Source organism: Paenibacillus mangrovi, assembly GCF_022898935.1.
GTDB lineage: Bacteria > Bacillota > Bacilli > Paenibacillales > Paenibacillaceae > Paenibacillus_AQ > Paenibacillus_AQ mangrovi.
On sequence record NZ_JALIRP010000010.1, the window covers coordinates 119905 to 133736 of the forward strand.

General features: G+C 49.8%; 8 protein-coding genes. All 8 read right to left on the reverse strand.

Translation table 11 applies throughout. From position 1 onward, the window contains the following. Positions 1 to 130: 130 nt before the first annotated feature. Positions 131 to 592: a GNAT family N-acetyltransferase gene (locus MUG84_RS21525; RefSeq protein ID WP_244728801.1), complete on the reverse strand. Its 462-nt coding sequence runs from the start codon at positions 590 to 592 to the stop codon at positions 131 to 133. Beyond that, positions 582 to 1772 carry a formate-dependent phosphoribosylglycinamide formyltransferase gene (gene purT, locus MUG84_RS21530; protein WP_244728872.1) on the reverse strand — a complete coding sequence of 397 codons (1191 nt, stop codon included), beginning with the start codon at positions 1770 to 1772 and terminating at the stop codon, positions 582 to 584. The genes MUG84_RS21525 and purT overlap by 11 nt, the downstream gene beginning before the upstream one ends. Positions 1773 to 1984: 212 nt before the next feature. Continuing rightward, positions 1985 to 3853: an ABC transporter ATP-binding protein gene (locus MUG84_RS21535; RefSeq protein WP_244728803.1), complete on the reverse strand. Its 1869-nt coding sequence runs from the start codon at positions 3851 to 3853 to the stop codon at positions 1985 to 1987. Continuing rightward, positions 3850 to 5622 carry an ABC transporter ATP-binding protein gene (locus tag MUG84_RS21540; protein ID WP_244728805.1) on the reverse strand — a complete coding sequence of 591 codons (1773 nt, stop codon included), beginning with the start codon at positions 5620 to 5622 and terminating at the stop codon, positions 3850 to 3852. The genes MUG84_RS21535 and MUG84_RS21540 overlap by 4 nt, the downstream gene beginning before the upstream one ends. A 556-nt stretch (positions 5623 to 6178) precedes the next feature. Then, positions 6179 to 9820, reverse strand: coding sequence for a dynamin family protein (locus MUG84_RS21545; protein WP_244728808.1), 3642 nt, complete (start codon positions 9818 to 9820; stop codon positions 6179 to 6181). A 203-nt stretch (positions 9821 to 10023) separates the two neighbouring features. Beyond that, entirely contained in the window at positions 10024 to 10296 is a 273-nt protein-coding gene (locus MUG84_RS21550; RefSeq protein ID WP_244728810.1) for an NAD/NADP transhydrogenase alpha subunit, read from the reverse strand. A 44-nt stretch (positions 10297 to 10340) separates the two neighbouring features. Next, positions 10341 to 11003, reverse strand: coding sequence for an endonuclease III (gene nth / locus MUG84_RS21555; protein ID WP_244728812.1), 663 nt, complete (start codon positions 11001 to 11003; stop codon positions 10341 to 10343). A gap of 92 nt (positions 11004 to 11095) precedes the next feature. Next, a complete protein-coding gene (locus MUG84_RS21560; protein WP_244728815.1) occupies positions 11096 to 13828 on the reverse strand; it encodes an S-layer homology domain-containing protein in 2733 nt (910 codons plus the stop codon). Positions 13829 to 13832: the final 4 nt, after the last annotated feature.

The window sequence follows — 13832 nt, forward strand, 5'->3', positions numbered from 1 at the left end:
TCATTTTTACAAAGGTATTCTATATCACGGACCGAGAGATTGTAAATACACATCGACACACGGATCGTGACGCAAATACAAAAAGCTCGCCCCCTGCAAAAGGAACGAGCATATCATCATGTACAGTGTATTATTTCAGTTTTCTCACGAATTGATATCCAATTTTCTCAAAACCGATATGTTCATAAAAAGCATGAGCCGGTGCACGTTCAACGCGATTGCCGCTGGTGAGGAACAGGATTTGGCTTCCCTGGTTTTTACTCCATTCCTCGGCGCTGCGGATCAGCCGTTTGCCGATGCCCTGTCCACGGTGCTCCTGCGACACGATCAAAGCAGACACCTGTGTTGCCGTTTCGCTTCTCGCAAAGGATTTCACCTGATTAAGCGCAATCATGCCGATAACTTTCCCATCCAGCTCAGCCACCATCGTACAAAGCTTGGGATTGTTCTCGGAAGCCTGGATACGTTCACGCATAACATTAATGGTTGTCGGATAATTCAATTCTCTCATCAATGCTGTGACTGCTTCGAGATCGCAGCTGCAATCGGTGCTACGAATTTGCAAGGCCGGAGCCAAAATACTACTGTTCATGATCATATTCCTCCACTTTTAAAAGACTGGCGGCTTGTTTAGCCGTATTCCGTGCTTTCTGAAGATCCGTATCAGCGCTTAGGGCGACAGCCATTCTCCGACCATCCCTCGTTTCAGGTTTACCGAATACGCGAACCTGGGTACGGGGCAGGCTGAGCGCATCCTCCATACCACCAACAGTAAAATTCGTACTTGCATGTTTCGCTTTCAAAGTTGCCGAAGCTCCCGGTGTCAGCAATTCAACCGATGGGATCGGAAGTCCGAGAATAGCTCTGACATGCAGGGCAAATTCGGATAAATCCTGGGTGATCATGGTCACCATCCCGGTGTCATGCGGACGTGGGGATACTTCACTGAATATGATTCCTTCTTGGGTAACAAACAGTTCGACTCCGAATATGCCATATCCACCGAGTTCATCGGTAATGGCTTTGGCAATGGACTCTGCTTCCTTCAACTGTTCAGCACTCATCAGATGAGGCTGCCAGGATTCGACATAATCGCCATCCTTCTGAATATGACCAATCGGTTTACAATACATCGTTCCGCTTACAGATCGAACCGTAAGCAACGTGATTTCACTTTCGAATGAAACAAAGGATTCCACGATGACGCGTGTGCTTTTGGCACGTCCGCCTTCAATCGCCGTGTTCCAGCAGGCTTCAGCCTCATCCTCCGTATGGCATACGCTTTGACCTTTACCCGAAGAGCTCATGATCGGCTTGACCACGCACGGGGTTCCAAGATTCGAAACCGCCTCTTTCAACTCCTCAAGATTATCGGCAAAACGGTATCCTGCGGTCGGTAGACCTAGCTTCTCGGCTGCCAGACGCCGTATACCTTCACGATCCATCGTGAGCCTTGCGGCCCGCGCGGTCGGTACGACATGAAACCCTTCTTCTTCAAGCTCAAGCAACGCATGTGTAGCTATAGCCTCAATTTCCGGTACAATTACATCCGGTTTTTCCTGATGAATAATCTGTTTCAGGGAATCGGCATCGAGCATATCAATCACATGGGACCTGTGCGCGACCTGCATGGCAGGCGCATTTGTATAGCGGTCCACGGCAATGGTCTCTACTCCCAGTCGCTGGGCTTCGAGTACCACTTCTTTTCCCAATTCGCCGCTGCCTAGCAGCAGCATTTTCTTGGCATGTGCAGAAAAAGGAGCACCCCACACCACTTCCCAATTCCCCCCTACTAATGTATACCACGAATGTATACCACACTAGCTATTTTCAGGGTTTAAAAGAAAGAATGCAAGAGTGCTCCGACATTTTTCTGTAAAATTCACAAACTTGCCTCATTTTTAGGCCTTAGGGCTGTCGAATTCCAGGGAAAGATTATTGAAATGACAGAAGTTTGTTGTTGAATCTTCCAAAATTCAAGAAATCAAATAAATCTGAACTGCGCTTCAATGAGACCGAAATAGGTACCGCGCTGCTGCATCAACTGCGCATGGTTGCCTTGTTCCTTGATTTCACCGTGATCCAGTACGATGATTTTGTCCGCGTGACGGATCGTTGACAGACGGTGCGCCACGATAAAGGAAGTCCGGCCTTTCAAAAGGACCTTCAGCGCCTGCTGGATTTTCAGCTCGGTTTCCGTATCGATGCTTGCCGTTGCCTCATCCAGAATCAATATTCTCGGATCAGCCAGAAGCGCACGGGCAAAGGACAGAAGCTGGCGCTGACCCATCGAAAGCATGTTGCCGCGTTCCTCAACCTCGGTATCATAGCCGCCAGGAAGCTTCTCGATAAACTCATGCGCATTAACGGCTCTCGCTACGGCTTCAATTTCTTCATCCGTCGCGTCTAGCCTTCCGAAACGGATATTATCGCGGATGGTACCGGAGAAGATGAACGTATCCTGCAGCACGATCCCGATCTGGCTGCGCAAGGTATCCAGCTGCACATCCCGGATATCGTAACCGTCGATCGTGATTTTACCGCTCGAGATATCATAAAAGCGGCTGAGCAGATTGATGATTGTACTCTTCCCTGAACCGGTATGCCCAACGAGAGCGATAGTTTGCCCTGCATCTGCATCCAGATTGATACCCTTCAGCGCCTGACGCCCTTTTTCATATTCAAATACGACGTCCTTAAGCTTAATATCGCCTTTGATCTTAGGCAGTGGTAACGCATCCGGCTTGTCGTCGATACTCGGCTTCTCATCGATGAATTCGAAGATCCGTTCCGAGGAAGCCATCGCCACCAGCAGCTGATTATACATTTGGCCCAAGCGGTTGATCGGCTCCCAGAAGCTGCCTACGTAGCTCGAGAATGCAACCAGGAGACCCACAGTCAGCTCGCCTTGCTGAATCAGATAAGCACCGAACCAAAACAGGATGAGCGTTCCGAATCCACCCGTAATTTCAATCAACGGGCCAAAGCCCTGATTCAGCATCGAAGCACGGTCCCAGGATTTTTTGCTCTCCATGTTCATTGTGTCAAAGAACTGGATGTTTTCCTGCTCCTGTGTGTAAGCTTGAGTAACACGGATGCCCTGAATGGATTCATTCAAATGGGAGTTGATCCGTGAGTTTTTCATCCTTACATCCTGCCAAGCCCGGCGGATCCGCACCCGCAGTTTAGTCGAAATCACGAACATAACAGGCACGGTAAGTACCACTGCGAGTCCCAGCTTCCAGTTGATCATCAAGAGAATGACGACGATGCCCACCAGCTGCACGCAGTCAATCATCAGATTCACGACACCGCTTGTGAACAATTCCTGCAGCGAGTTGACGTCATTCGTCACGCGCACCAGAACGGAGCCTGCGGGTCTTTTGTCAAAGAAGTTAAAGGACAGCTTCTGGATATGCTTAAACAAATCACTCCGCAAGTCATAGATGACCCGCTGTCCGATAATATTCGTATACTTGATCCGGTATGTACTCGCCAGCCACTGAATAATGTACAAAACAAGTACAACAGCCGTAATTGTGTATAACAAGGTGATGCTTGTAGGGCCTTCTTTTGGAGCAATCGCTTTATCGATCGCCATACTGGTGAGATAAGGTACGGTCAGCTTCGTTAAGGTACCTAGAACCATCATCAGAATAACGAGCGGCAGCAGCTGTTTCGTATAAGGCTTCATGTAAGCAAATAGCCTGGTCAGCTGTGCCCAGTTAAACGGCTTTTCAATGATTTCATCATCCTGGTAGACAAAGCGTTCACCGGTCTTCCCGGGTGTTTTGCCCTTCAGTTTCCCTGCATTTCCGTGCGGGTGCTTTTCGGTATTTGTGACCGTGCTCATGAGCTCACCTGCTCTCCTGCATTACCATTCATCCGGGCAATGTGGTCTGCATATTGTATATGGTACACATCCTGATATGGACCAGGCTCGTTGATCAGCTGATCATGCTTCCCGCGCTGTACAACCTTGCCTTCATTCAGAACAAGAATCTCATCGGCATGCCGTAAAGAAGAGATGCGGTGGGCGATAATAAATGTGGTGCGGCCCCGCATAACCTCCTGGAATCCTGATTGGATCTCGTGTTCGGTTTCCATATCGACCGCGCTTGTCGCGTCATCCAGAATAAGAATTTTCGGATTCTTCAGCAGGGCGCGTGCAATGGCTATACGCTGCTTCTGTCCTCCTGACAAGCCCATCCCCCGTTCGCCGACAACGGTGTCATAACCATCGGCCATTTCCATGATAAAGTCATGGGCTTTGGCCAGCTTCGCGGCACGGATAATCTCATCCATGGAAACATCCTTCATACCATAGGCGATATTGTTACGGATGCTGGAGGAGAACAAGAAGGTCTCTTGGAATACGGAAGCGATCTGGCTCCGCAGGCTCTTCACTTGAATATCATTAATATTCACGCCATCCAGCTTAATGCTGCCCCCGTTAACATTGTAAGCATGCATCAGCAGCTGAATGATCGTCGATTTACCTGATCCGGTTCCCCCAAGCAAGCCGATCACCGTTCCTGGAGGCGCCTCCAAATTGATGTCCTGGATCGCAGCCAGCTTGTTTCCGTAAGCAAAGGTTACATGATTGAAAGTCACATGCCCTTTAACGTCCTCAGAACGAAGTTCAATCGCGTTCTCTTTATCCTGCACGTCAATCGGCTGATTCAGAAGTTCCATGACACGTTCCCCCGAGGCCTCCGATTGCGTATAGTTGTTGATGAGGTAACCGATGCTCCACATTGGACCGATGATGTACCAGATTAAGCTGAAGAATGCGACCAGCTCACCCAGCGACAACGATTTGTTGATGACAAGGGTCCCCCCGACGCCAAGCAAAATGACGACACAGGTGCACGCCAGCAGCTCCATTAGTGGGAAGTATCGGCTCCACAAGCCCGACGCATTAATTTGGTTGCTCTTATAACGCTCATTACGCAGCGAGAATTTATCGACCTCGTAAGGCTCGCGCGCAAAGGATTTGACTGTTCTTACTCCCGTAATATTTTCCTGAACGGAGGTGGTCAATGCGCTGAGTGCCAGACGCATTTCCTGAAAAGCAGGATGGATACGATTCTCAAACTTCAATGCGACAATGGTGAGAAAAGGAACGCTGATCATTGTGAGGAGCGTAAGCTGCCAGCTGATGGACAACATCACAACGGCTCCAAAAACCACCATCAGTATCGTATTTAAGATTTGCGGGATACCGAAAGCGATAAACTGGCGAATTGCTTCAAGATCCCCGGTCAGACGGGACATCAGATCGCCTGTTCTGGCCGTGTCGTAATACCGGAAAGACAAAACTTGCAGTTTCTCGTAGCAGCCGTTCCGTAAACGGTATGCCAGATAGTTCCCCATTCTTCCGCCTAGAAGACCGCTTAAGAACTGCATAAGCGCTTTCGCAGCCACTACGACAATAACCGCGATGGCCAGCTTGGGAACACTTTCAAATTGCCGCGGCACGATCGCTTCATCGATCAGCTTCCGCAGCAGGTTCGGGGTAACAAGCCCCAAGGCAGTCGCTATGGCGAGGCAGAGTATAGATAAATATAAATAACTCCGCTTCTCCCAAAAAAAGCTCTGCATTTGCCTGAGAACATTCATGGTTCTCCTCCTTCGAGTCATCTCCAACTTAATCGCTTCACATGGAAGCGATATTGAATATTTATGAAGTTTAACATCGTCTTTCACAGGCGGCAAAGAGGATAACTGGGCATATTTTCGCGGCTTTGGCAATCACTGGGCATTATGTTTGGAAAATCATAAATTACTTATCAAATCATAGAAAATCCTCGATATCTCTGCCTATCCCAACAAAAAAAACTTTTCAGTTGTCAAACACCTTCCAATTCATGTTCCAAGGCTCCTCATGATACGCACGGCCTCCCGAAAACGCTTTAAATTATGTTAACCAACACAGGAATATAATAGGTGTTTATACATAATAATGGGGTTGCTTAACTAAGCGATAAATGGACAAATAATAGGGCTCACTACTGAAATTAGTTCTAGATAATGAGCAAAGTGGCCGCCTCTGCTTCGAAAGAATCGATTCCGTCTCTTTCGCTCCAAAAGCGTTCGTATGAAATAGGAATATCCCAAATAAGAAGCGAAAGGACCTCAAATCCCACTGTAGGTGGGGATGAGGTCCTTTTTTAAGTTAAGCCAGTGATTGTTCCATTTGTTGAAGCTGTGAAGACAGCTGATCCCAAGCTTCAGGTTGTTCCCCTGAATCAAGCGATACGATCGCAGCCGCCATGGCTTCTTCAAGCTGTTCCTTCAGATCTTCTTGCTGTCTCGCTTGAGCTTCCGCAACAATTCGATCGTAGAACGAGGCGAGCACCTCCTGCTTGCGGGACGCTTCCGTACTCAGCGCTTCCTTGATCAAAGGCTCCACCGCATTTCTCAGCTTCTCCCTGCCGCCATCCTCGAAGAAATGCTTCGGCGACTTGAATAATGACCAAAACGATGACCAATCCACAAAGCTGGTCAGACCGGCATCATCCCACTTCGGTGAAGCCCACTGCTGTTCCTCCGGCGGATTTAGCATAATGACCGCGTCATATTCGCGGATGTCATGCGCTGCCTCTTGAGCCGCTGTATGAAGCACCGTCTTGCCCTTGTTCTCCAGCCGGAGTGTCGTTGCCCACAGCTCCTGCTCAAGCTCGTGCACGATCGTCCGCTCCAGCTCTCTTCCACAGTCTGCAAAGATCCGCTTCAGCTGTCCCGCATCCTCCCGGAGAACGGACGGATGGAAGGCCTCGGTAAAGAATTCGCCAAGGCTGAAGCCGATGCGCTGCTTCACGTGGAAGAGCAGCTCACGGGTCTCCTGCTCCACTTCTCGCGAAAGTTCCTGATTCGCAAAGGAATCAATCCGGGCTAACGCCGATTGGTTCACCTCAATAAGATGCTGGCGTCGTTCTTCCCTGGAGCCGGCATCCTGCCTTGCTAGTCTTCCCCATTCCGTCACACGCTGACGGACAGCGGAAATCTCTTGAACCGCACCAGCCAGAGACAGTTTCGGGAGCTCTTCCCCTGCAAAAGCTCCAAGCGCCTTCTGAAACGATTCAAAGGCGGAATCGGCATACAGCTGCGTATCGCCTTCCAGTTTGCCTTCGAGAGCATTCATACTGGAAACCGGATAAATATGCGGAAGTCGGATGCCCCGCGCTTTTAAATTGGTCTCCACATGCTTCACAACCTGAGCCAATTCTTCCTCCGACGATGCGAGATCCGCAGCATTGACGATAAAGAACATTTTATCTAGCGCAAAGCTATCTTTAACACGTCCGAGCTGGGTAAGGAACTGACGGTCGCCCTTGGAAAATGCATGGTTGTAATACGTCACGAATACGATGGCATCCGCATGTTTCATATATTGAAAAGTAACTCCCGTATGCCGAGCGTGAAGGGAATCCGCCCCCGGCGTATCCACCAGGATGATCCCTTGCTCGGTGAGTGGGCAGCTGTAATACAGATCAATCCGGTCAACAAAGCAGGACCGGGTCTCGTCAGCAACAAAAGCTTTGTAGCTGTCCATATCTACCGTCTGAACCGTACCAAGCAGCGGCTGCGCTTCTGCCCAGCCTGCCGCTGCCGCCTTCAGGAAACCATAATGAGGCAGGCCTGCGGGATGAATCCCTTCCGGCTTAAGCTGCTGAATGGCCTGAAGCCAGCCGTCTTTGGACGGTATTCCCAGCTGAAGAACGGAGAAGGAATACTCCAGGTCCTCCTTGAAGGTATCCTGTGATTTCATCATCACCTGGGCTGTACCATGAACGAAGCCATCCTGCGGCGCCAGTATGCGGTTAATCGCCGCGGTGGTCGGATGCGGCGATACAGGTAGCACGCGCTCGCCGAGCAAAGCGTTGGCGAACGAGGACTTCCCGGCGCTGAACGCACCAAACAGCGCCAGTGTAAACGAGCCACCGGCCAAGGCCTCGGCCCGGCTGCGCAGCCCCCGCGCGGCGGAAGCCAGCGCGGGATAGCGCCCGAGCAGCGCCGCCGCATCCTGCAGGCGCGCCGCTGCGGCGTCCAGCCGCTGGCGGCGGCCGAAGGCCGCGCCGCCAAGCGGCACCGCCCCGCTGCGCGGGGCTCCGGCGGGCGCGGCCGTCCGCGCGCCCGCATCTCCCCCTGGCGGCTGCGCAGCCGCCGGGGCAGGAGCGCTCACCGCCGGCAGGAAGCCGGGGGTGAGCGTGACGCGCGCAGGCAGCAGCTGCTGCGCTGCTGCCGCGCGCTCCGCGATGTCCCGCTCCAGCTGCATGTAGCGGGACATCGCGGCGGACTGCTCCAGCAGCGCGTTTAAGGCTGCGATGACGCGCTGCTGCTCCTGCTTGGCGGATGTGTCCGCATCCGCCAGCATATCCTCCGCCGCGTTCATCGCCGCGCGGCGGTAAAGGCCCTTGATATCTGCCGACAGCATGCGGCAGTAATTCAAAACATATTCGCCGGATACCACCGCATCCGGCTTCACAGAGCTTTCCAGCATGCCCTCTCCTAGATCGGGCATGGACGCTTGGAAGCGCTGCTGCCGCTCCTCTGTCCACAAGCTCTTGCCCCAGCGCTTCAGAAGCTCCAAGAGATGCCACTCGACCTGCGAAGCAACCTGCTCCCGCAGCTCATTTACGAACTTGCGCAGACGCTCATGCTTTTCCTGCTCCGTCTTGGAGCCGGTAAACAACAATCCTACCTTGAAGCCGCTCTTCCGGCTCTCCAGGAACAGCCTTGCCGTTTCTCTTAGCTCTGCTGGCGTAATATTAGCGTTATCGAGCAGCGAATCCACCTGCTTACGAATACTTTCCCGTTCCGATTGGGGGAGCTCTTTTAACCGTTCAAGCTCTTTTCTGTAGCCTGCAATCTCGATTTCCAGCTTCGAAGCTTGCTCTTCACCGCCCATTTCCTCCAGAAACTGCTGCTTCGTATCCTCCAGCGAGTCGGCGTATTCCTTCACATGCTGCTCCACGATATGGCGTGCGGAACAATCCAGACTGTAGTTCAGGATCGGCTCCCGTTTTTCGATCAGCTGAGCGATTAGTTCTTGTATTTGTTTCCACTGGTTATAGGGATGCTCCGGTTCCTTCAACGTTGTGAACAGAAGACTTTCGTAGTTGACCTGCCAACGCTTGAACGCAGCCTCCACTTCCGTCCGGTATCTCTCAAAAGAAAGCTCGCGTTCCCGGTGCTTATCGATCTGGTTGACAACCAAGTAGAGCGGTTTGCCCCAATCAGACAGACTTTTGGCAAAGGCGAGATTGTTCTCCGACTGCACATGATTGTAATCCATGACATACAGCACGGTATCCGCCAAATGCAGCGCGGAATGCGTCGCCTTCTGGTGACTGTCATCCGTAGAATCAACCCCTGGCGTATCCATCAGCACACCTCGTCCGCCGAGAAGGGGAATATGATCCCAGACCTCTACCGAGGAGTAAGCGCCTCCATTGGTGCAGTATGTATAAAGTTCATCAAGCGAAACCTTCTGTGGTTTCACGATTTGTCCAGATGATTCCGAAGCTGCTGCCGGATAGATCAATGCATGCGGCTGCCCGTTGCGAATGGAAACCACATTGGCGCTGGTTGGCACTGGACTTGATGGAAGCACCTTTTTGCCGCATAAAGAATTGATCAAGCTGGATTTGCCCGCAGAAAAGTGACCACAAAAAGCAATCGTCATCTCACCCGCCGTCGCCTTTTTCAGCAAATCTCCCATGAGTTTCGAGGATTTGTCATCTCCCCAGCCGTGCAAGCTCTCCTGCAAACGATGCAGTGAGCCAGTATCTGATTGAATTACAGAACTCGACATGCTGCCTTCTCTCCCCTTAATCTCTGATCTATTCTTCGAATGAAGCGGATCTTTCGCTTCGATAACATATGCTGTTACTTCAAATAGTTACATTTTAACATCAAGAAGAGGGAATGAGAAACATTTTAAGCCGGAAACCGCTGAAAACAAAAAAAATAAAACCGAATAGACTTCGGTTTTATGCTTGATGAACCATTTATGTGTTATACGTTTGAGTTTTCCAGCTCAGGTACGAGAATCTCGAACACTTTGCCATGCTGCAGAATCGTCGTTCCGCGGGACTTGTCCTTCATCACGACAACCTCTAGTTTGGTGGACATCCGATTGAGGTAATGCTCGGGAACATCGCCGGAATTGCTGACCGTAATTCCTTCGAATTCTTTTTCTTCGTTCTCAGCCAGCTCGGTATCCATCACTTGATCCATAATATCGGAAAATATTTCAAAATTGTCAGTATAAACTGAGATGCATTTCATAATTATCCCATCCTTCTCCATCTTTGTAGTTCCTATCCTACCTGTTACATATCTTTTCTGATTTGGGACGTCTTCATACGCTTTTTTCCTTCGCGGCATACATCCAGCAGCGGGCATACCTGACATTTCGGATTCTGGGCTTTGCAATGGTATCGTCCGAAAAAGATCAAGCGGTGATGCGTTATCGTCCACTCTTCGCGTGGCACCTGCTTCATCAGCTTTTTCTCCACTTCCAGCACGGAATCTTTCCAGTTCGCCAGAGCCAGCCGTTTGGACACCCTCTCCACATGAGTATCCACGGCAATCGCCGGCACATCAAAAGCGTTGGAAACGACGACATTGGCTGTCTTGCGGCCAACCCCAGGCAATTTCACAAGCTCATCATGCTCCCGTGGCACTTCCCCTCCGTATTGTTCCATAAGAAGCATACAGAGATTCCGGATGTGCTTAGCCTTGTTCCGGTACAATCCGATTCTGCGGATATCCTGTTCCAGCTCCTCTAAAGGAACTGCCACATAATCCTCCGGAGATTTATACTTTTGAAACAGATCCTTGGTAACCTTATTCACCGTTTCATCTGTACACTGTGCGGACAGCAAAACGGCGATCGTCAGTTCAAACGCATTACTGTGGTTTAATTCACAATGGGCGTCCGGAAACATTTCTCCGATCGTATCGAGTATATAACGTACGGTTGCTGCCTTCATCGCTACTTATACCTCCTGAAAAAAAAACGTCTTGATACAGGTAAGACTCTCCGTATCAAGACGGTGTATCTCATGACCATTCCCAAAGCATACTATTGTTTCTGTATCTCTACAATCGTTCCATTGTTTAAATACAGTACAATATTATCATTTTCTTTCAGGGATTGCACGGTCAAGATCTGATTTCCTTGATGAATGTATGCACCCGTGGATAGCGCAAAGTGGCTGATATCATTGACATTTTGGCGTTTCACATATATTTCCTTCGCATAACTGTCATATTTCCAAAAGGTTTGGCTCGTCATATTCAGCACTTTAACGACATAATTCCCATCGGCGTCCTTATGGACTTCTACACGGTTACCTACGGCAATGTTGCTCAGATTAAGAGCACTACCTGCATCATTCATCAATTTGGATGCAGCATCTAGCTTGAAGGTTTCGGTTGTACCTCCATAGTTTTTAACCGTGATGCTTGGCGACGCGGATGCCGCGTTCACTTCAGTGACTTCACCGGTAGTGACCTTCACAACTTGTACGGCGGTTGGTGTTATTCCGTTAAAGGCCACATTCAGCAGTTGACCCGCGTTCAGATCCTGCACGTTAATGGCTTGGCCGTTGTCGTCAGTAAGAGCGGTTTTGTCTACATAGAATTGGCTGATTAAGCCATTGTTTTTCACGGTTAGACGGGAATTGTTGTAATCTACGCTCACCAGTTCAAACTGGACATTCGACTTGAGTTGAATAGATTGAACGGTATCCTGCGTGGGACTCAGTACAGCTGCGATATTGCTGCCGACTTTAATATCAGACAGGGAAGCGTTGCTTTTGCCATATACCGAGACGACCGGATTTGTGAACGGCAGCGTCACGCTTGAACCGTCAGCCGTCAAAAGCGTAAGCTTTTTACCGGTCTGGTCCAGCGCAGTTACTTTACCCTCATAATGGTAAATAACTTCCAGCGACAGGGCACGGTTTGTCAGGTATGTGACATTCACCTTGCGGCCACTTGTCAGGTAAGGCTCAATGCCAGCCAGTGTTGGATTCGGTGAGTTATAAGTCAATTTGGTTTTGTCATCCAGAGTGATAACGAATGGCTTTTTATTCGCATCCATAAGGGTGAGAAGCTTGCTCTTCGGATCATATTGGACAATCGTTGCACCCTTTTTCTGTTCCATTTGACGGTTCAATACCTGGATTTTCGTAATCTGGTCCTGCGGATTCAAGGTAATTTCCACTTGATCCCCATTCACGGAGTCTGCGATCAAGTCGCTAAGCGTCGGAGAAGCGATGCCGCTGATCACAATCTCCGGCTTGTCCGCAAGAAGTTTCACTTCAAGCTGTCCGCCGTCACGTTTGTATGTAATGGTGTCATTGTTAGCTCCTACTTCATAAAGGGAGCCGCGGATGGTTCTTTCCACGCCTTGCGTAACTTCAATCGATTGAACCAGATTGTTTTTAACGGTGTAATTAATCACGGAACCGTTTTTCAATTCGGAAGGAGAAAGCAACTGATTTTGATATTTCACGATCAGGCTGTCATCCCATGTGTAGCTTTCAACTCCACCGGACGAATTTTTAATAACAAGAGATTTGGTGGCTGTATCCACGTTTTGAAGCGTACCAGAACCGGTTTTATTGATCACTCCGGATTTCACCTGCACAATGACCGGCTTTTTCGTGGAACTGAAAGTTTCTTGCTGAATTTGAATTTTGCTTCCAGGAACCAGCGCTGACGGTTCAATCTTCGCACCGTTTTGGTCAAGGAAGGTTGTTCCTGCGTCATAAGTGAACTGCTTGAACGTGTTGTTCGTTTCTACCCACAGGATATTACCCGGAGACAGCTTCTGGAATGTTCCTTCCGTGCTTTCGAGCTGTAGTTTAGAGTCTGTCACTTCCACATATGCCGTTTTGTTTTGAGTGCCGATGACCATCACTTTGGTGTACGGTTTCAAATCTGCAACGCTGATTTTGCTCTCGGAGTCGCTTGTGTAATATACGGTTGAACTATCCAAAACATAAGTCCGGATGCTTCCATCCATGTACAGATCCAGCTTGCCCGGACCAACAGCCGTTACAATACCTTCCGCTGAATTGTTGTATTTCACATCATTATATGCTTCTGCACGACTGAAGAACGTAGCGAGCTGGGCACGGGTTACGGAGCCCTGCGGGTCGAACCGGTTACCGTCTAACCCATTGGTCAGGCCGAGTTCCAAGGCTTCATTGACGTATCCTCTCTTGGAAGCGGAGATTTTACTGTTGTCGGCAAACGAAGTCGGTTTGGACGCCAAAGCAGCTGCTTCTTTTTCCTTGCTGATGGCACGAACCAGAATTTCGGTGGTCCATTCCCGGCTCGCTTTGCGTTCGCCCCAAGTTTCTTTAGAATTCACAGCTACGTTTTCGGTGTTTTTATCAAGAAGACCTTCTTGCAGCGCCAAAGCCACATAAGGCTTGAAATAGTTGTTCACCTGCATATTGGCAGGCAGCGCTATCGCATTGCTGCTGCTGATTTTATCCTCTAACCCCGCAAAACGGATCGCCATCGTAACCGCTTCCTGCTGGGTAACAGAATCGTTCGGACGGAATAAACCGTTGTTCCCTATAATAATGCCTTGGGAAGCTAGCTTGTAAATATGCTTTTCAGCCCAGTATCCGCTTTTGACGTCGCTGAACAGTCCGCTTGCCGTTACGGCTGCTGAGGTTGGTGCCGGTACTGCGTCTGCGAAAACTGCGGTTCCGGTGCCCATAACCATCATGCCTGCGATAACAGCCGATACGACCTTTTTAGAATGTGAAGTAGAATTGCTGCGTTTAGAAACCATGCCT

Excerpts from the sequence above, each read along its gene's own strand:
- MUG84_RS21525 (WP_244728801.1), bottom strand. The coding sequence starts at position 592 with ATGAACAGTAGTATTTTGGCTCCGGCCTTGCAAATTCGTAGCACCGAT.
- MUG84_RS21535 (WP_244728803.1), bottom strand. The coding sequence starts at position 3,853 with ATGAGCACGGTCACAAATACCGAAAAGCACCCGCACGGAAATGCAGGG.
- MUG84_RS21540 (WP_244728805.1), bottom strand. The coding sequence starts at position 5,622 with ATGAATGTTCTCAGGCAAATGCAGAGCTTTTTTTGGGAGAAGCGGAGT.
- MUG84_RS21545 (WP_244728808.1), bottom strand. The coding sequence starts at position 9,820 with ATGTCGAGTTCTGTAATTCAATCAGATACTGGCTCACTGCATCGTTTG.
- MUG84_RS21550 (WP_244728810.1), bottom strand. The coding sequence starts at position 10,296 with ATGAAATGCATCTCAGTTTATACTGACAATTTTGAAATATTTTCCGAT.
- nth (WP_244728812.1), bottom strand. The coding sequence starts at position 11,003 with ATGAAGGCAGCAACCGTACGTTATATACTCGATACGATCGGAGAAATG.
- MUG84_RS21560 (WP_244728815.1), bottom strand. The coding sequence starts at position 13,828 with ATGGTTTCTAAACGCAGCAATTCTACTTCACATTCTAAAAAGGTCGTA.